19 protein-coding genes, 2 tRNA genes and 2 pseudogenes are annotated in these 18,769 nt (G+C 54.0%); 13 read left to right on the plus strand and 10 right to left on the minus strand.

The window, feature by feature from the left end; translation table 11 throughout:
* The 4 genes from CGZ80_RS28765 to CGZ80_RS20245 all read left to right on the plus strand — a co-directional run.
* Positions 1–181, plus strand: a 181-nt coding sequence (locus CGZ80_RS28765; protein ID WP_233148548.1) for a hypothetical protein, incomplete at its 5' end; no start/stop codon positions are given.
* The gene (locus CGZ80_RS27715) at positions 182–841 is read left to right on the plus strand and encodes a hypothetical protein (RefSeq protein WP_143544049.1); all 660 of its coding nucleotides are present in this window, start codon (positions 182–184) and stop codon (positions 839–841) included. It abuts the gene before it with no gap.
* Between the two features lie 647 nt (positions 842–1,488).
* The gene (locus CGZ80_RS20240; RefSeq protein WP_143544050.1) at positions 1,489–1,974 is read left to right on the plus strand and encodes a hypothetical protein; all 486 of its coding nucleotides are present in this window, start codon (positions 1,489–1,491) and stop codon (positions 1,972–1,974) included.
* An 80-nt stretch (positions 1,975–2,054) separates the two neighbouring features.
* Positions 2,055–2,819: a hypothetical protein gene (locus CGZ80_RS20245; RefSeq protein WP_094417510.1), complete on the plus strand. Its 765-nt coding sequence runs from the start codon at positions 2,055–2,057 to the stop codon at positions 2,817–2,819.
* A 1,480-nt stretch (positions 2,820–4,299) separates the two neighbouring features.
* Here the strand turns inward: CGZ80_RS20245 and CGZ80_RS27720 are convergent.
* Positions 4,300–4,542 carry a hypothetical protein gene (locus tag CGZ80_RS27720; protein WP_143544051.1) on the minus strand — a complete coding sequence of 81 codons (243 nt, stop codon included), beginning with the start codon at positions 4,540–4,542 and terminating at the stop codon, positions 4,300–4,302.
* On the opposite strand from CGZ80_RS27720, the gene CGZ80_RS20260 reads away from it, so the two are divergent.
* The 5 genes and pseudogenes from CGZ80_RS20260 to tnpB all read left to right on the plus strand — a co-directional run bounded on the left by CGZ80_RS20260 (position 4,541) and on the right by tnpB (position 5,773).
* Positions 4,541–4,747, plus strand: coding sequence for a hypothetical protein (locus tag CGZ80_RS20260; protein ID WP_094417531.1), 207 nt, complete (start codon positions 4,541–4,543; stop codon positions 4,745–4,747). The genes CGZ80_RS27720 and CGZ80_RS20260 overlap by 2 nt on opposite strands.
* A pseudogene (locus tag CGZ80_RS29275) lies at positions 4,735–4,842 on the plus strand (type II toxin-antitoxin system RelE/ParE family toxin); the annotation flags it as partial. The gene CGZ80_RS20260 and the pseudogene CGZ80_RS29275, both read left to right, overlap by 13 nt.
* A gap of 77 nt (positions 4,843–4,919) precedes the next feature.
* Positions 4,920–5,030: pseudogene (locus CGZ80_RS29280) on the plus strand (hypothetical protein); the annotation flags it as partial.
* Positions 5,031–5,123: 93 nt separating this feature from the next.
* A complete protein-coding gene (gene tnpA / locus CGZ80_RS27725) occupies positions 5,124–5,489 on the plus strand; it encodes an IS66 family insertion sequence element accessory protein TnpA (protein ID WP_143544052.1) in 366 nt (121 codons plus the stop codon).
* Positions 5,486–5,773: an IS66 family insertion sequence element accessory protein TnpB gene (tnpB, locus tag CGZ80_RS20275; protein WP_094417514.1), complete on the plus strand. Its 288-nt coding sequence runs from the start codon at positions 5,486–5,488 to the stop codon at positions 5,771–5,773. Before tnpA ends, tnpB begins: the two co-directional genes overlap by 4 nt.
* Before the next feature lie 287 nt (positions 5,774–6,060).
* Here tnpB and CGZ80_RS27730 read toward each other — a convergent pair whose 3' ends face one another.
* Complete coding sequence (locus CGZ80_RS27730) at positions 6,061–6,477, minus strand: hypothetical protein (RefSeq protein WP_143544053.1); 417 nt, start codon at positions 6,475–6,477, stop codon at positions 6,061–6,063.
* An 828-nt stretch (positions 6,478–7,305) separates the two neighbouring features.
* On the opposite strand from CGZ80_RS27730, the gene CGZ80_RS20290 reads away from it, so the two are divergent.
* Together CGZ80_RS20290 and CGZ80_RS20295 are read left to right on the plus strand one after the other, a co-directional pair.
* Entirely contained in the window at positions 7,306–7,638 is a 333-nt protein-coding gene (locus CGZ80_RS20290; protein WP_094417517.1) for a hypothetical protein, read from the plus strand.
* Between the two features lie 157 nt (positions 7,639–7,795).
* A complete protein-coding gene (locus CGZ80_RS20295) occupies positions 7,796–8,380 on the plus strand; it encodes a hypothetical protein (RefSeq protein ID WP_094417518.1) in 585 nt (194 codons plus the stop codon).
* A 474-nt stretch (positions 8,381–8,854) separates the two neighbouring features.
* On the opposite strand, the gene CGZ80_RS20300 is transcribed toward CGZ80_RS20295, so the two are convergent.
* The 3 genes from CGZ80_RS20300 to CGZ80_RS20315 all read right to left on the minus strand — a co-directional run bounded on the left by CGZ80_RS20300 (position 8,855) and on the right by CGZ80_RS20315 (position 10,883).
* Positions 8,855–9,754 carry an NAD-dependent epimerase/dehydratase family protein gene (locus CGZ80_RS20300; protein ID WP_094417519.1) on the minus strand — a complete coding sequence of 300 codons (900 nt, stop codon included), beginning with the start codon at positions 9,752–9,754 and terminating at the stop codon, positions 8,855–8,857.
* Positions 9,755–10,044: 290 nt separating this feature from the next.
* Positions 10,045–10,118 (minus strand) — tRNA-Pro (locus CGZ80_RS20305).
* Positions 10,119–10,424: 306 nt separating this feature from the next.
* Positions 10,425–10,883: a hypothetical protein gene (locus tag CGZ80_RS20315; RefSeq protein WP_094417521.1), complete on the minus strand. Its 459-nt coding sequence runs from the start codon at positions 10,881–10,883 to the stop codon at positions 10,425–10,427.
* A gap of 321 nt (positions 10,884–11,204) precedes the next feature.
* On the opposite strand from CGZ80_RS20315, the gene CGZ80_RS20320 reads away from it, so the two are divergent.
* Entirely contained in the window at positions 11,205–11,762 is a 558-nt protein-coding gene (locus tag CGZ80_RS20320; protein ID WP_094417522.1) for a hypothetical protein, read from the plus strand.
* A complete protein-coding gene (locus CGZ80_RS20325; protein WP_094417523.1) occupies positions 11,762–13,588 on the plus strand; it encodes a DEAD/DEAH box helicase in 1,827 nt (608 codons plus the stop codon). Before CGZ80_RS20320 ends, CGZ80_RS20325 begins: the two co-directional genes overlap by 1 nt.
* A gap of 470 nt (positions 13,589–14,058) precedes the next feature.
* Here CGZ80_RS20325 and CGZ80_RS20330 read toward each other — a convergent pair whose 3' ends face one another.
* The 5 genes from CGZ80_RS20330 to csrA all read right to left on the minus strand — a co-directional run bounded on the left by CGZ80_RS20330 (position 14,059) and on the right by csrA (position 18,224).
* Entirely contained in the window at positions 14,059–14,970 is a 912-nt protein-coding gene (locus tag CGZ80_RS20330) for a hypothetical protein (RefSeq protein ID WP_094417524.1), read from the minus strand.
* Positions 14,971–15,066: 96 nt separating this feature from the next.
* Positions 15,067–16,860, minus strand: coding sequence for a serine/threonine-protein kinase (locus tag CGZ80_RS20335; RefSeq protein ID WP_094417525.1), 1,794 nt, complete (start codon positions 16,858–16,860; stop codon positions 15,067–15,069).
* Positions 16,857–17,507 (minus strand): sigma-70 family RNA polymerase sigma factor, encoded by a 651-nt coding sequence (locus CGZ80_RS20340; protein ID WP_094417526.1) that lies wholly within the window; start codon positions 17,505–17,507, stop codon positions 16,857–16,859. The genes CGZ80_RS20335 and CGZ80_RS20340 overlap by 4 nt, the downstream gene beginning before the upstream one ends.
* Positions 17,508–17,774: 267 nt before the next feature.
* Positions 17,775–17,847 (minus strand) — tRNA-Glu (locus tag CGZ80_RS20345).
* Positions 17,848–18,029: 182 nt separating this feature from the next.
* The gene (gene csrA, locus CGZ80_RS20350) at positions 18,030–18,224 is read right to left on the minus strand and encodes a carbon storage regulator CsrA (protein ID WP_094417527.1); all 195 of its coding nucleotides are present in this window, start codon (positions 18,222–18,224) and stop codon (positions 18,030–18,032) included.
* Between the last annotated feature and the right edge of the window lie 545 nt (positions 18,225–18,769).

Genomic DNA, 18,769 nt, shown 5'->3' on the forward strand with positions numbered 1-18,769 from the left:
GTCGTCAGCGGCGAACGGTAAACTGTCGTCGTGGGGACACCGCGAACCATTTGATGAACGGGAGTTGCGGTGCCACTATTGCCTGCAGTCAACTCACCTGGCCGCAACCCCGGTATCAATGTCGTTCTGTCACTACCGAAAACGGAACCCTAACGAATCGCGGCTAATCGCGCTGCCTTAAATGACAACTGAAGATGAGTCCATTAGTAAACCACCACTTTTTCGTACTTACTTAACCGATCTGACTGAAGACGAGCTACTGATTCTCGACGTAATGTTCGAATGCAGCGTCACGTATCCAATGCTGCGAGCATGCAATTTTGTCCCGCAGTTCAATGCTCCACCGCACAGCCTTGACGATGAAACGTTAAAGTCGACGCTCGATACGTTCAGGATTCGCGGCATCACTCGTGGTGAAGATCACAAGTTTCGAGGGCATCACTACTTCTCGATTACACCAAAAGGTGGCGAGCTTTGGGCAGCGGAACGTCAGCCTAGATGGGAGCGTTATTGCACGGAATCCTATCCGGCGACTATACGTGGGCGAACAATCATGTCTGTCAAATGCACAACATCTTCGGTGCGTGATGATTTCATCAGACTCCAGCCCGAATATCCGGCACGTACCAGATCGGCTACCATAAACGACATAGGGTTGGTCCATTGGCGTGACTTTTGGAAACTATACATTGGCCTTGCAAGCTATGCGGAACCATGCGAATGGACTCCCAATGAGTTCGACGAATGGCTGGCTAGACGCCTAGCACACATCGAGCGGGTTGAAGAAGAACGTACTTGGTGGCGAACAGTTAATGAACTCCAAAAATTTGCAAGACCATGATTCGGGGCTGATTTCCGAGCATTGGATGATGACCTGTAAGTCCGATGCGAAAATCGCGACAGAACAAAGCGATGCACGTACGTCGCCGGTCAGGCGCGAATTTGAATCATAGATTTTTGACGGCGACTACGTAATCGCCGACGTTCCCCGATAAAATTTAAGTTCGCGTCTCACAAATTGCGTCTACTTGGCGCCGATCGTTGTCATGGCTCCCAATCCATATCAACCCGCGTCGGTATCCGACCTGTCGAATGATGATGATGAGACTGTTCAGGCTTCGATTTTGCGCCGGCGTGATCGACGCAAGCGATGGAAATTGAGATGCTATACGATCTCAGGATTGTCGATTCTTCTCGCCTTGGGAACGGCGTATCTGGCTTCCAGGTTACAGTCGACGAAGAGTGGAGATGAATTTCTGATTGATCTGAATTGGGCGGCGCTTTTCATGTTAGGCTGTGGGATTTTGGCATTCGTGTTCGGCCCGATTTCCTGGTTTTGGTTTGGACAGCATCAACGCTAGAATTACGAGAATTAGATGCGTGGGAAACCAAGTGGTGCACCGGAGCGACCGCGCTGTCAAAACTGAGTTCCCGTTTTCTGGTGGTCGCCCGGTGACCACCGACGTTCTGCCACAAAAGGAGAGTACAATGCGACTTTTGATTTCAACTATTCTTTGTTGTTTCTCACTGTCGGGTGATTCCCCAGCGCAAGACGTGTTTCCAGAAGGCCCGTGTGGTGTTTACGAAGTCGATCGCCTTCAGAAGAATTTTCAGGTTGCTGTCGAACACAGAGAAGCTCCTGATGGAAGATACAAGGTTTCTATTATTGTTCCGAATGCCTTGCGACCGAGTGACAATCGACGACTTTTTCCGCGCAAAGACATGGTGATCGTGTTTCGGAACGAAAAAGAAGTCGAAATTCTGAAGACGCCTCTGGCATGGCGAAAACGCCTTGATCCTGTACACGGAACTGAGGAATGGATCGCAACATTTCAACTTGCCCCAGAAGCGGTGGAACGCGTTTACCTGCGTCGCGACCTTGTGGGTTTCCCGATGATGTTTACGCAACAAGTGCTTATGCTTTCTTTGAATCAGATCGGCGACCAGAACGAAAGTGGCAGAACAAATCGGTAAACCGGAGCCGGATCAAAATTTTGTGTTCGCTGCGCTCATTCACGTCAACTTCCGGACCAGTTACCTCAGGCGTTCTGCCCATGAAGCTGATGATACATCGATGGACAATTCCGCTGCTTGCGTTTTTCATGCTGGGTTGCAACCAATGGCCACCCAAGACGATGTGGGCACCATCAAACGTTCCAGCTGATCGCAAAGAAATCGATCCGTGGACTTCTTCATTGCTGGACGTTGATGTTCCGACAGCGTACCAACTTGTTGGCGAGCGGCTGAAATCCGACGATCCTAAACTTGCGCCTCTCGTCAAACGCATGACAGGATTTGTACCGGTTCAGGTTGCTTTCGCATCCGGGCGTGGGCATGTGAGATGTGTTCGGCAATACGTGGATGCTAAATCGAACATGCCTCAGTACGATGCGATCTACATCGCGCGGCCACCTGCTAAGGAAATCGTCCTGAAACGCATCGAGTTCTTTGACGAATCACTGCGATCAACGATGTCTGAGTTTTTGGAACGATTTGCAGGTTCGGGTGAAGAAATCGAGATGGCCGGTCAATTCGCGTACGACCATTGGCCAACCACCGAGGAATTCGGTTATGCTGATGAGAACTCGCTTGAAGACTGGAAAGAGGCTACGCTTCTATACCACGCATTGAATGGAGACGCCGTCTTCATCAAACCAAATGGCGCGACGGCTTGGCGGGTTCTGGAAACTGACGAGACCATTCCACTCGCAACGACCTTTCGTAAATTTATCGAACTGTATGCGGACTTCCGTGGTACGCACGAGGTCTTTGATTCTTGGGCCTATCGTGAATTCAAAGAAGGCAGAACCAAGCCATGAACCCAAGTCGCCGATCGCAAGTTTAGTTACATCAATATCAACCTCGGCGACTGGGTTATGGCCGCCGTTACGCCACTGATCTTAATCGTTGAATGCCCACTACGATCCAACGACTACTGGAACTGACCTAGCGACGATTTCCCAATCCCGTCGAACCCCGCGCACTGCGTGGGCCATTGCTCTAACGCCAATCGTTTGGGCGTTTGTCTACTCACTGCTCATCGGCGGCGGCATCGAGGACATTCGCAACCGCCATCCTCACGCGAGAGACATGCCGATTGGATATGGAATCTTCGCGTTAGCATTCCTGCTAATTACGATTCCCGTCAACTATCTTTCTGTGGCACTTTTGTTCCGGCCGATCGTTCAGTTCCCATACCTGCGTTACGGCACTGATCTCATCGTTTTGCTGTGTGTCGCAGGACTACTTGCTATGACACTTACACCGCTCGCCGTCTCGTCGATTCCCGGACTGACACCACTGCAGCAAGACCGCGATGCGTTAACGCGACCGTTTGTGATTGCTAGCCTTGTTTCTGCCGTAACATTCTTTGGATTGACTCGCGATCGCGTACTTGCGTTGCCGTCTATACTGTTCTGTGCTCTCCGAACGCTAGCGTTGCGGATGTGGTCGAGGAGGGTGTAACCATGCCGTGCACGCGAAAACGGCTTGCGCGGTTTCTGAAGTGGAGACTCTTTCGTCCGTTCCCGGTGATGTCCGACGTTCCACCAAATTGGCATGCTCAATCCTTACGAACCAATAACCGACAACGCAGCGGAGTCTCTTTCAGACGATTCCAGGACGGGCACGCGATATTTTCGTTTGCGCGTATTGCCCACGGGACTTAGCTGGCTCTTCGGCTTGTTGCTCTTGACAGGCTTCGTCTTCTGGATCGTGCAGATGTTCATCTCGAACGCAGATCACCCGCTTGATACTTCACTTTGGCTTCTCACGATTGGAATAGCTTCTTCGCTCCTCATTTCTAGCGGTCTAAATTTGCTCGCCGGCGTCCGTTGGATAAAAATGCGATGGCGGTCAGCGCTGGCGTTGAACTTGGCCAGCTGGCTGCTGATGTACGTGTCCACAAACCGGATGCAGACCTTTATGGACGCGCAATGAAAGGTGGAACCATCGAATACACGACGAGTAGGCGAGTCGTTGTTTTTGAAGCGATTGATGACTCCCGCCGACCGCGTCACCCGTGGCGTTCGCGCTGATAGTTGCGATCGCAATGACCGACGCCTGTATTCAATGCTGCTGATTGTTGCGCTCGGATCTCGCCCATTCGATTTCGCGGAGCCTCTGTGTCCTGGTAGTCGCTCTTGATATCACGGCTTGATTAGTGCGCGGTCGACTCGGCCGATGGGGACAATCCGACGCCAAGTAACCGATTGCGATTACGAGCACTGCGTTGCTGAGCACGATTCACGATTGATGACAATTCGACGCCTGACGTTCCGACGGACAATTCGCCACTCGTTAGCCCTCGCAGTGTCGATCGAGTAAACGTGTCAGCGGCGGCGAGCTACAAACTGTTGTCGTGGAGACACCGGGATTCAATCGATGCAGGTGAGCCGCCATGTTGTGTTCAATGAAGTGGTCAGTCGTTTGCGGCAGCCACGTGATCGACATTGTTATGCCATCGGCAATTGCCAACGAACTCTGTTCTGCAGAGATGCAAAGTGCTAGAAGGTGGTTGTCACCCACAAGAGGCCTCGCCATGTCAACTTCTCTTCCTGCACCGAAGTCCGATAGGGATGCGGCCGCCGATATTATCGCTCGGCAACCGTCGGACGCTAGCTTCCAGGCGATCCTTCGGGAACTTGCCTATGCGGAAATGGTTCGGCGGGGGTTGGCCGACAACGACTCCGGACGCACCGTTTCAAACGCTGAAATTCGCCAACGAATCAGCACATGGCAGAAATAGAGTGGACTGAAGAGGCTGAACGTAGGTTGCGGTCCGTTCATGACTATATTGCCCAAGACAATCCCACTGCGGCCGCAAAAGTTGTGGTTGAAATCTATCACAACATCCAGCTTTTATCATCGCAACCTCGCCTAGGGCAGCGCTATGAGCCGATTGTGGATCGCGAGTCCGTGAGATTCTTTATGGGCATTACCGCATACCCTACCTGGTTACATCGGAAGATTTAATTCGTGTGTTGGGTGTTTTTCATTCAGCAATGGATCTTGGTCATTACCTTCAGTAGGACATAACCATGATTGAGACGTAAGCGTTCTATCTGCCCGTGTAGACAGGTGTGTTAGCTTGGTGGGTTTCCTTCCTTTTCGTGGAGAAACCTGTGCCGAGAACTTCCTGCCCAGAACTTACTCAGCAGTGGCGTGAGCGGATCCGTCGCTTTGAAAAGTCTGAGTTGACCGTTGCTGATTTTTGCCAACTCGAAGGCTATAGCGTTGCCTCGTTCTACCAGTGGCGACGAAGGTTTGCAGAAGAGGACCGCGATGACCAACCCGGCGCTTTCATGCCCGTCGAACTGCCACACGCTGCACTTCAGGGGCATCGGCTTGATGAGCAAGGGCAAGCCATTGACCTGAGGATCGAACTGCCCGGCGGCGCGGTACTGCGACTTGATGCAGAGGCATCCGATCGGCAGCAGTGTCGCCTGATCAGAAATGTCGTTCGGTCGCTCTCCGAGGTCGCTCAATGATTGCCCTCGCACCGACAACTCGGATTTTCATTCACACCGAACCGACCGACATGAGGAAGAGCTTCAACGGCTTGTCTGGCATCGTCAAGCAGCATTTCAAAGTCGACCTGTTCTCCGGTCATCTGTTCGTCTTTTTCAACCGCAAACGGGACTATGTAAAAATCCTAATTGAGACAGGGGCCCGGTTGCCCGGGACGCTGTCACACCACCGGACATGCGAGTCCGCATGCGGCGGTTCGTTTCTTGGAAGCAAACTTGCTCCAAGTCTCGTCAAGGCTCCCTAGCCGTTGCTGTCAGAGAGAGTCGATCGAGATCGCGACATCCATCGTTGCACTCGAGGACATCACCCAAGGCCCGCGGCAACTGCTACCGTGTGAGATCGCTTCGTCACGACGAACGCCAAGCTTGAGCAACATCCGAAAGCGCGCGAACTCGAGACCATTGTTTCCAATCGCACGCCCGAATGCGGCGCCGAGTCCGAGCGAACGGTGAACCCGATGCAACTACTCTAGCTGTAAGCGAGACTTTGCAGCCAATCTACGTTTGCACTGGTGCATGGGACGCTGTCCCGTCATTGCATTTTTGAATGATGAACCGTACTCAAACGTTTTCTGGCAAGAATTCTTCCGTAACGGGTAAGCCGCGTCGAAGCGATCAAGGGAACCATAGCAAGCACCCGCGTCACGATTGTAGAATCGTTATCTCTATACCAGGTGACACCGGTCGTTGCCGAACAGTTACACCCCCAAACTGACGCCGACGCAATGCCGTGGATTTGTCCTTCTTGTAATTCTGAAACTGAACTCGGCGTCAATATCTGTTCAAATTGCCGGAATCCGCGACCTGGGTCATACGGAGGTGACAATGTTACCGCGAACGCGATTTCGAAACGTCGACGCATCAACGGGATTGCGATCGAATCCATCCTTGATTTTGCTGCACTGATGATACTTTTTCTCGGCGTGGCTGCATCGATCTGGATGGGCATGTCAGGCGAACCTTACTCCGCCGCACTAACCACCTTCGGTGCCTTTCTACATTGGTTACTGTTCCGGTCGCTCGCTGAGATCATCCGTCTTCTAAAACGAAACGGTGGATTTGATTACGAAGGACGTGTTTCGGGTTCGTCTTTCGATCATATTCTATCGTGTAGTCACTGCGGTGCTGCGTTGCAATCGGACGCGTCTTGCGATCGTTGCGGTGCGCGAATCGTCAAGCCGGAGGCGGACAACCAGACTGAGGATGACGGGTAGCCAGGCGATCGTTTGAGGTCAAAAGTCAATTGGATAGGCGGCAAGCGTGACGATTCATCGAGTTCGCGAAAAGCCGCTGGGTTCCGCACGCATCAATGTGACCTTAATGACCAACGCAATTCGTCAGTGCTGCTGACTGGCGTGCGAATTTCACCCAGCGGAAGTCACGGAACCTCTGTTTCCTATTGATCGCTCTTGATGTTACGGTTTGATCAGGGCACGGCCGATGAAGACAAGCCGATGCCTGGCAGCCGATTGCGAGTACGAGCACCGCGTTGCTGAGCACAAGCACGAGCACGATTGAAGGCAATCCGATGCCTGACGTTCCGATTGCAACCTCCCTACTCGTTACCTTTCGCAATGCCGATCGGGTAAACTTTCCGTGAACGGCGAACTGCAGGCTGTTGTCGTGGGGACGCCGGGAACCAATCGATGCAAGTTAGCCGCCGAATTGTGTTCAATGAAGTGGTCAGTCGTTTGCTGCGGCCACGTGATCGAAATCATTCGCCGCCTCAAGTAACGCCGCCAATAGGTACCCTGACTACTGATCTAATGAAGTTCACATGAATGCACGAGACGTTCACAAACTCGTTGTCGATCAAATTGCCGAACGTTGGGACGAAACGAATTCGCATCTCATCAATCTACGATCCGCGATTGTAGCGCCGTCCCAAACCAAAATGATTCTTCGATTGGTTCGGAACGGTAAAATCAAAGACACAACAGTTGAAGTCTGGATCGTGCTACGCGAACTGCCTGAGGGTGACGGATACATCATCTTTTATGACGATGCCCGTAACCAATTTGGACTTGCGTCTGCTGGTTTCCCCGACGACCACTCACCTGTAATCTGCGGATACTACGGTGACTTCTGGACAACTTTCAAAGGCATGTAATAGCCCCCAGGGGACGCCAGACGGAAAATGAAGACCGACGCACCAGAAACGGCGGCGAACAAACCGGTGATGGGGAGTCACCGATCACGCGGGTTTTGAAATCATAGTTTTTGGCGGCGGCCCCGCTACCGCCGACGCTACCCGATAGACTGTGCGTATGACATCTCCCGAATCTATCGCGGATCACTTTGGATATACCACGGAATGGCTACGCCTCGGTGTCGTGACGCAAGCTGACCTTCGGCAACAAATCGCTGCGTTCGAGACATCCGAAGACAAAAACACTGAACACTACCGTTGCGCAGCGTTTCGCGAATACTTGAATCGCTGTGACGCCATCTCTGATCAAACATTTCACGATCTACTCGCACTTACCGATGCTGGGCCTGACGAGTGCGACCTGTCACTCAATCGTGCGTTCGATTTGGTCCACAGCGAATTGCTTACTGAATCACAACTGCGATGGTTGCGCGACCGATCCGGCTATGGCCAGCACACAAGCTTCAGAGTTGTGATTGACCGCATCCTGATCGGTCGCCGCCTAACTTGCGAGGGCTTGACGGGTTCCGTCTTTCAAGAAATATGTGCGTTCAACGACGCTACTACAATTCAGCAATTGCTTGACCATGATGACCTCACACGGGATCATGTTGCTTGGGTTGCCGAACACGGCTGCAATAAACGCCTGCGGAATTTCGCAACCCAACTTCTTAGCTCCCGACGATTCCAAAACTGCGGGTAACCAGTACGAATTTGACTTCGCGAGCTTGCGAGCCGAAGCCCAAGCCCTCTGTTCAATAAGCCCGTTGATCACCAATTGGGTGATCGCTTTACGCTTGGGATTCGCTTGGCTGATTATGGCGGCTCACTTTTTGCCGTCTCAATTGATTCGTTTCGAATCCAGATTGCCCAGAACCTGCTCACAGGTCGCGTCAAACAGAGGTGAAATCGACCTCCGGCCAATCGTCACCTGTGGAATCGACTTCCTATGGCGATGCCATAGGCTATGGTGTGCCAGGCCTTCGGCAGAGTGATTGCTGGTCGAACAGTGGCTCTGCTTTTTCGATGTTTGGCGCACATCAACGATCCCGATGCCTCGATACTATTCGCACTGCGTTTGCGCATGACTCGTTGACTGCGTGATGGGCGAGGTGGATTTGCTCCGCTGCCACCGAGTGCGATTGCACACAGACTTCGTTGCACTACGAAACCTTACTCAGCAAGTAGCGTGCTTGACCAGTTCGGCGATGGTTTGCTTTAGAAGGCTTTGCCCTCCGAATTGCATTCCTTGCTGTTTGATCTTGTCGGTGATGATTTGATTTTTGGGCTGCCTCGGTTCACCGTCGATTTGACTGCTGCTGCCCGACAGCTCCTTGGCTAAGGTTGCGACTTCGTAGTTGGAGATGTAACAGTCGTAGCAATTGAACGCTTCGCCAGCGATCCCTTCGACCGTGAGCAGAATACCGACTGCTTTGGCGACGTCCGCGACGTGAACTTCTTTGCCGCCACCAGTACAGTCGACGGACTCGCCTCGGACAACGGCAGCGACCAAGTCGTACCACTTGCTTTGCTCGACTGGTCGATTGACGCCGTAAACTCCTGTCGGCCGGATCGCGCAGATCGGATAACCTTGGCCCAACCCATAGCTGTGGACAAACTTCTCGATGGCGGCTTTGTGGGCGCCATAGTGACTCTTCACCCACAACGGGTGAGCTTCATCGAGCGGGCGGTCGTTCAAAATTTTGTCGTGGACGGCGCAGGTGGAGAACGCGACAAAGCGATTGACCTTTGCCGAACGAGCGGATTCGATCAACTTCAACGTCCCCAGCACGTTCTTGTCGACGAATTCGATCACATCGCCTTCGCCACCCGCAAAGTTTGATCCGGCGCGATACAGCGCGGCATGCACGACCGCATCGCAGCCCTCGACGAGCTTCTTTGCACTGTCGACTTCGCCCAACTCGCCTTCGATCCATTCGAGATCACTGATTGCGTCGAAACCACTGATATCGCTGGATGGACGAGCCCAGCAACGCAGTGAGTGCCCCTGACCGGCAAGGTGCTCGGCGATGTAGCGGCCGATGAATCCAGTGGCACCTGTGAGTGCAATTTTCATATTAGATCTTGGTGCGTGTGCGACGGAATGACCAGGCATTGTTGGCGGGTGGGTAGCCTGATGGGGCACGAAGCTTCTGGAAGACGAGAGCGCTACTTTCGGCGGAGCGAAAGGCGACAATGAATCAAGTCCGCTGATGTGACGGTGGAGGCGAAAGCGGGACGGTGGAAAGCGAGCAAGGCGAGAACGCTACTTTCGGCGGAGCGAAAGGCGACAATGGGTGAAGACACAAAAAAACGCCAGCGTTGTCTTGCTAAACAAACGCTGGCGTTTTCGCGATTTTAAAGAAGTCGGGGCGACACGAGTTGAACGTGCGACCTTCTGGTCCCAAACCAGACGCTCTGCCAGGCTGAGCTACGCCCCGATGGATTTTGGTGACGTTCCTAAAGAGTTGCCTCTGAATGAACTGGTTCACCAACTTCGCTTGATTTTTAGAGACAGTGATGACTTGATGTCAACCTTGTCTTCTTGCCGCATCAGTGTGCGACGTTTTCAAGAAGCGGGAGTATACCGACTGATCAGTTTTGGAAAAGGGCCTCGGCCGGTTCCGAACCAAAAACTTCTTGATTGCTTTCTGGTCGGGCCAAAGCGGCCCGACTCTTGATCCCTTTTGGCAGAAAATTGTGCCGTCGCTGCCGATCCCCCGGGCGAGGCTGAGACTGTTTGCTGCTTAGTTTGCCGGTGATGGTTCGGCATGCCCAAGCTGGGCGAGGACTTGCAGGACCCCATTGAGATGGGCCAAGCGAGGTCCGAAGCGGTCGACGAATTCGTTCAACATGAATTCGCTTTCTTCCAAGCTGTCTTCACTGTCGGCGATTTCTTCAGTCAGGCTGTCCAAGAAACGCGTCTGCACGCGGCTGAGTGTTTCGGCCGCCGAACGGCATGAGCGAGCCAATTCGGGGTTGGCGTCTTTCCATTGCTGGAGTTCGCTCGCACGCTGTTCATTGACAGCATTCTGTTGCTGAATCATCTGCTCAAGCAGGCGATTTTGTTGCTGTTGACCAGCAATCAGATGACGAAGCAAATCGATCATGATTTGGTCTTTCGACTTCCGCGGTTCGGTTTCCGCGTCCGCAGACACGTCGATGCGAAAGACTGGTGAAAGGGGTTCATGCTCGTATGAAGACATCAGCAATAAATCCTTGGTTACGCAATGAATGCAGTCTGGCTGGGAAAGAGAACGCCAGCGGTTGCGAAGCAGGACCGAGTATAACCCGAGACTTTTTGAGTTGGTGCCGAAATGCGCGAGGTGTCGGTAAATTTCCCCCGCGGCTTTAGGAAAAAACCCTCGAATCCGCGGGTTCAGAACTTTTTTGACGAGCATCCGGCACCTTTTTCTGATCGTTAAAGTCCGCATGACCGGAACGCCGAATCAACAGATGCGTCCTTTCAACCGGCGACCGATCGCCGAAAGGATTCACCTCCCCGCGTTTCCCTTGACTGTTTCTCAATGGCAGATAGCTCGCCCGAAAATAAAAACCCGACCCTTGGATACCTGACCGTTGTCAACGACGAGTTCACCGGCTGGACCGGTGGCATGCTCGTCCTCGATCGCGGCGGACGTCCGATCGAGTTCCAATGCACGCTTCCCGTCCGACCGACGAAAGCTCACGAGATCCTGTTTGGCCCGACGTTGCGATCGCACTTGATCAGTGAAGTGATCGGCAAACTGTTAATACAGAAGTGCCGCACGCCGCTATCGATCGTTTGCACGGACCTTGCCGATGCGATGGAGATCGAAGCGTTTACCCAAGCGCCGGTGATCCTGGTTCGTGAAGCGATCGAAAACGAAGACGGATCGATCGATGTCAAAGGTGCAGACGAACTGGAAGCGGTGCCGTTTGCCGGCGCAACGTTCCTTGCACCGATCGATGTCGCTTCCAAAGTCGAATCGTTTGCCGGTCGCTTCGGCGATCTGCCCGATGCGGTCGAACCGTTCGAACGGATTCGTGAAGCGATCAAAGAAGCGCATTCACAACTGGCGCGTCAACAGAGCGGTGCGGCGTAATGGTTTGGTTTCCGCAACGTTCGCAACCGGCGACACCGCGCAGCACCACCGCGCAGCCAAGCGATCTCGTTTCGCCAACACCCGCGACACGTTCGTCCGCTCCGACAACGACATCCGGTAGTGACTTGGTCGCCAGCATTGATGCGGCGTCATCGTGGCATCTGGATGATGTGTTTGCGACGGAGTTGTGTTCGCTGGAGATCCCTGCGATCGAACCGATTGCGATCCCGATCCGTGTCCCACCGCTGCGCACCAAGGTCAAAGGGTTTCTGTTTCCCAACGCGAACCGGCCATTCGTTCCACCAGCGGTTGGAAACCTTGCCGATCCGTCGGAAGAGAAAAAGCGACCCAAGCGTGACAACAAACAAGCATCCCGTGGACGGATCAAACCGCCATCGGACATGGTCAAACTTCAAGACCGGCTGTTTTATATGTTGCAGCCGCCGCTGGAGTCACTTGTCGGTAGCGGGCAATTGAACTTTCCGTTTAACCCGTTCCCGTATCAATTGGACGGGATGGCGTTCTTGTTCCCACGTTACGCCGGCATCCTGGCTGACGAGATGGGACTTGGCAAAACGATGCAGGCGATCAGCACGATCCGGTTGCTACTTTGTAGTGGCGAAGTTTCAAATGTGTTGTTGGTCTGTCCGAAACCACTGGTCACGAACTGGCTGCGCGAGTTCAGTGTTTGGGCACCAGAGATCCCCATTGCGGCGATCGAAGGCAACTCGGCCAAACGCGAGTTCCAATGGCGCAGCCCACAGATTCCCGTCAAGGTTGCGAACTACGAACTGTTGATGCGCGACCATACGATTTTGGAAGAGCATGACTTGCACTTCGACCTGGTCGCACTCGACGAAGCTCAGCGGATCAAGAACCGAACGAGTACCACCGCGGAAGTGATTCGCTCGATCAAGCGAACACGAAGCTGGGCATTGACTGGGACGCCGGTTGAAAATTGCCCTGACGATCTGGTCGGTATCTTCGAGTTTCTTTCACCGGGATACCTGAAACCCGGGATGCCGATGCATCAGATCGCTAAGCACGCGAGCGATTTTATCCTTCGACGCACGAAGGACATGGTGCTCGATGACATGCCGCCGAAGCTTTACCGCGACGCGGAATTGGATCTGACGCCAGAACAATGGTCGACGTACGAAGCGGCGGAAAGCGAAGGCGTGGTGCACCTGGAAAACCTGGAACAATCACTGACGATTCAGCACGTGTTCGAGCTGGTCCTGCGTCTGAAACAGATTTGCAATTTCGACCCGGTCACCGGCAGTAGTTGCAAGCTGGAACGCTTGGTTGCGGACATCGAAGAGGTCGCGGCAAGCGGCAAGAAAGCCATCGTGTTTAGCCAGTGGGTAAAGAGTCTGGATAAGATCAAAGCCGCTCTGCAGCCCTATGGTCCGCTTGAATACCACGGCAAGATTCCGCACAAGAAACGCAACGGCGTGATCGATCAGTTCAAAAACGATCCGAACAGCCACGTGATTTTGATGAGTTATGGCGCAGGCAGCGTGGGTTTGAACCTTCAGTTCTGTGAGTACGTGTTCTTGTTCGATCGCTGGTGGAACCCGGCTATCGAAGATCAGGCGATCAACCGTGCACACCGACTTGGTGCTGCCGGCGCGGTGACGGTTACAAAGATGATGGCGGTCAACACGATCGAACAGCGGATCAACGACGTGCTCGATCAGAAACGCGAAATGTTCGACACGCTGTTTTCGAACCATGAACAGCCCACGAGAAACGTGGGACTGAATCGGGACGAGATATTCGGGCTGTTCGATTTGCGAGCGCCGTGCGGAAAGAAGGTTGCGTGATCGCGTGGAGCGGAGAACTGCGGCAGCAACGCTGGAGTCTAACCTTTAGGCGATTCTTCTTTCCGGGAATCGCCAGTGAAGCGGTGCCTTGGACGGCTGACGCCGGTAGTCCGACGACTGCACGGAACCGACGCTAGCGCGTAACGGCTAATGAGGGCTGCGACGCTAGCGCGTATTGGGTTATGAGGGGGGAGCGACGCTGGAGTCTAGCCTTTAGGCGATCCTTCTTTTCGGGAGTCGCAGGTGAAGCGGTGGCTACAACGGCTGACGCCTGGTGTCCGGCGACCGCACGGAACCGACGCTAGCGCGTTTCGGCTAATGAGGCAGCGACGCTGGCGTGCGATGGGTTATGAAGGCGGTAGCGACGCTGGCGCGTAGTGGGTGATGAGGGCGGCAGCGATGTTGGAGTCTAGCCTTTAGGCGATCCTTCTTTCGGGAGTCGCCAGTGAAGTGATGGCCTGAACTCCAACTTACCTGCTCTGGAAGTTTGAGTTGAGTTGACTGGGAGGGGCTCCGAATCTGCTTGCAGGAAGTGGAGCAGTGGGGGGCGTGGGAAGCGCGTTTGGAAACACTGCCGGAGTGTAGGGCGATCCATAGATCATGATGTCACTCGTCGATTCACTGTTGCCCTCGATTCCGTCGGCTCGCATTTGTTCGAGCGTCACCTTTGCTTCGACCCATTTATCGACCGCCGCTTCACGACGCTCGACATCGTCACGCAACTTTTTGGCCCGCTGTTCAATCTCGCTGACCTTCAAATCTTGATAGGCAGTGTCGAGATCAAAACGCAACCGAAATAGAAACGCCAAGCGGTCAATCGCCTTTGCCTGATCGTCTTCCTTTGTTTGCTTAACCTGCTTTTGCCATTTGCGGATTTCATTGGCAACCTCACGGGACATTGCCGCTCGCATTTGATCGACAGAGGCATACGCCAGGGTATTCAGACCCGACGCACGCACCGGGCGTGTTGCGACTGAGGTGCTACCGGACTGTGAATACTGCGAATAAGTCACGATCCCAACGTTGGGAACGTTTTGGCTTGAACTCCCTATCTGCAGCTTGCCTCGCAAAAACTTTTGAAGCGTTTCGATCGGCCAACTCTTTTCGCGATTTCCGTCGGCATCGACCGGCAACTTTTCTGGATCGAGAAAATCCGAGAGTTTCATTTTCTCATCGCCTTGCTCCGATGCATCCGAATCAACGCTCGAAACATCCCGTGACTCCGTCGACGCCGCGGGAATGGCTGGTGGGTTCTGGTCAACGGGCTGCGTTGCCGTCTCCGGTTCAGTCGGTAACGCCGGTACCTCCGGTTCTTGTGCTTTGATAACGGGAGCAACGCCAAGCAGCGATGCAAGAATCACGTGTCGAAATGTAACTGACATTGGGCTGCCTCGATCAAGATTGAATGGGTGCAATCGGTATGGGGATGAACGCAGTCGTTTTGGAATGAGTGGCGACAATGCAAATTCAACAGGCTGCTAGTAAGTCAGCTTGTTTTGGCTCTGCTTCGGTTGGTTTCCTTGCATGAATTGCTCGGCCTGCTGGAGCAACGCTTCAACCGCTCGAATCTCGTCCGCGATGGGATCGAGTGGTCGAACCGGCAAGGACGGTTGCGTGCCATAGGGACGTGTATAGCCATCGAGTCGCTGATTCGCTTCAGGCTGCTGAGTTGACACGGGCTCCGCAGACGCTGTGGAACTATATTGATTTGTTGGGACATACGAATCCGACTGCACCAGAGCCTCGCCTTGAGTGGTGCCTTGAGTCGCTGGTGCAAAGACGTTTTCCGAAGTCGCATCCACGGGCGATGGTTGCCAATCGGATGCCGGCAAGGTTCCTCCCTGCAAACTCAGCCTCGGAGTGGCGGAGTCTGCTGGAACTTGAGGTAGCATGATTCCTGAGAAGTCGCTGTTGGCTTGCGGCGGTTCGTCAATCGACGCAGTGTCCGGCGATTGCATCTCAGAGCCGAATTGCGACACAGATGCTGAGGCCAAGCCCTGCATCACGTTCGATTGGATAGCGTTAAGATTCAGACAAACCACCGCAGTCAGGAATGCGGCGAGCGGCGCGACGATCCATGGGCTCGCCCACCAACCATTCGGAGCGGCCGCTGGTAAACTGGTTGAACGCTGTGCCGGATACGATTCTGGATTTTGCATTTCGCTGAGCACCCGCTCGAGTTCTGCTTGGACGTCTGCCGCCGAATCCGGCCGATCAGACACGTTTTTCGAAAGCAGCCGATCGACTAAATCACTTACTCGCCGTGGGATCTGTGCATTGAGTTTCCAGAGCGGGCGATGTGGTTGGCTGACGATTCGATGAAGCACTGCCAGCGAACGTTCGGCACGCCATGGCGGGCGCCCCGTGAACATGAAATAGATCACCGCGCCCAAGCTGAACAAATCGCTGCGTGGGCCGACGTCGCCACCACGCGCTTGTTCTGGCGACATGTAGTGCGGCGTTCCGGCGATGAACCCGGTTCGCGTCAAGCTGGCGTCGTCGACAGCACGTGCCAAACCAAAGTCACTGATCCACGTACGACTACAGCTATGGTTGACCAAGATGTTGGCTGGTTTGACATCGCGATGGATGATGCCTTGACGATGTGCGGCGGCAAGGCCGGTGGCCGCTTGCGATGCGATCCGAAGGGCATCAAACACCGACAATGGTCCGTACAAATCGACATGCCGCTGAAGCGAGATTCCGTCGATATATCGCATCACCAAATACGGCAGTGCGGCTGTTGTATCAACTTCATGAATCGCAACGACGTTTTCATGTACGACAGCAGCCGCAGCACGGCCTTCACGGACAAACCGTTGCTTTGCGGCGCCGCTCCGTGCCAAGTGTGGCGCGAGAACTTTGATCGCGACCATGCGGTTGAGTTCAGAGTCGTGTGCCTTGACAACCACCCCCATGCCGCCGGCACCGATTTCACGCTCGATGGCATAGCGACCGAGCTGCCCAAGGATGTCTGCTTGGTTGCCCGGCTGAATGGCACCCATCGAGCGCAATTGCATGATCGGGTCGTCATCGTCAAATAACCTTGCGTCACAAGTTGATGAGTCGGCTGCGTCGCCTTGTGGATCAGCCAGCACGCTTTCGTCGAGGTAGCGTGCGGCATCATTCCACCATGATGCGTCGGCAGTTGCTTCGTCGAGTTGCCGGCGACATGGTTCGCAATGTGAAAGGTGGCTTTGCAAGGACGCGAGTTGTTCTTCACCAAGGCGATCTTCGGCCGCGGCTGAAATTGAATCCGGAGAGCACTTCACGATGCGTTTCCCCCAAAGGCCAAGTCTTGTGTTTCGGGCAGCTCGTCGACTTCGATCATGTCGCCGCTAACTTCTTGAACGATCCGTTTCAATCGTCCCATGACTCGGCTGCGTGCGAGGTAAACGGCACCGACATCGATCCCGAGATCGGATGCGACTGAGCTTGGTGATTGGCAATCGATCGCGGTTCTGGAAAAGGCTTCCCAGGTGACCGGACTGATGGCATCGCGCACACGACGTGCAGCCCAACGAAAGGCACATCGGCGAAATGCCACCGTGAATTCCTGCTCTGTCGAACTCGCTGACTCGATTTCCGAGAGTCGCTGTAGCGATTCCGTTCCACCGACGGGCTGGGCATGGCCGCGAAGTTGTCGCAATCGATTGAGCGATTGGTTGCGTGCGACACGAAACAGCCAACTGCGGAAGCGTCCACGACGTTCATCGGGCTGAAATTTATCGACTGACTGTGCGACGGCGAGCAAGACGTCTTGCACAAGGTCGGTCGCATCGGAGGGCTGTAAACCGTGTCGGCGGGCGATGCCGTAGATCAGCGGTTCATAGAGCTGCGTGAACTCTTGCCATGCGGTCGTATCGGCATGATCAGGCAAGCGTGCGAGCAAGCTTTCGCGAGTATCCGGTTCCATCATTTTGATTCCTCTCAAGCGTTGACTAACGCGGGAATCAAGAATCTATCACGGATGAAAGAAAGTTTTTGGGTTTACGCTGGAGTCTCGGCTTCAGCCGATTCTCGGTACGCCGGAGACGGGGAGGAAAGATCGGCTAAAGCCTAGACTCCAACTGTGATGCTGCGGGAGTTGAGCAGGGAGAAGGATCGGCCGATGCCTAGACTCCAACTGCGCATAAAAAAACGCCAGCTGGAAGCGTTGGATGCTTCCGGCTGGCGTCTTGAAGAGTGACCCCTACGGGACTCGAACCCGTGTTACCGCCGTGAAAGGGCGATGTCCTAGACCGCTAGACGAAGGGGCCGTAACGATGTCGCAACAGGTGAATTGCTGTCGCTGACTTCGATGGGCGGAGTTGTACCGAAGACCACCATGGAGCGTCAAGGGTTCAGAGGAAAACCTGACGAAATTTGTTTGGACGTACACTCCGCAGTGGTACGCCGTCACGGCCTGGTGTGAAACAAGAACTTGTTTGGCCTTCTAGCCCTATGCATCGACCGCTGCGTCACCGGACTCCAGACTTTTCTGGATGGCATCGTAGACTTCTCGGCGGTGCACAGGCACTTCGCGTGGTGCTTCCACTCCGAGACGAACTTTGTCTCCGCGGATTTCGACGACAACGATCTTGATGTCGTTGTTGATGACGATGCTTTCGTTCTTCTTACGAGATAAAACCAACATGTTTCAGTCCTTTCGTTAACCGGCCTGATATTCTTTTATTTGATGCCTACGGTGCGAATCAGAACGTCCGACGGGAGGTCACACGGCTCGGGTCGCTGTAGGCCGGTTCAATGTGGGGCTCGCATGGGAGGTAGAGCCTCCACTCCTACCAACAAACTCTAGAACAAAATTTATCACGGTCAAGGAATTCTGACTTGACAAATATGCTTTTCTAACCTTTTTGCAACCGGTTCTACGCATCCAACCGTCAAACTTTCCCAATTGGGGGGTCGTGTGTACAGTTTGGTGACCGTGACTACTCGGCAGATGACGGTGTTTCTGGGTCGGAAATGACACGCGTTTTGACCGGCTGGTTCAGCGGGCGCTGAGATTGGAAGGCTGGTCCGCATTAGTTTAGTCAGTGGTAAAGCCGATGCCGGTTGTCCGTGGGTGTGGCAGGGATGATGGAGATTGCCCCTGCGATGGGAGAGGAGCGGATCCCGGCTGGCCTCAAGCATTGCTGTTGCTTGAGCGTGCGTGGACTTTGGAGAAGCGGCCAGGAGAAT

It is taken from the genome of Rhodopirellula sp. MGV (genome assembly GCF_002251265.1).
GTDB lineage: Bacteria > Planctomycetota > Planctomycetia > Pirellulales > Pirellulaceae > Stieleria > Stieleria baltica_A.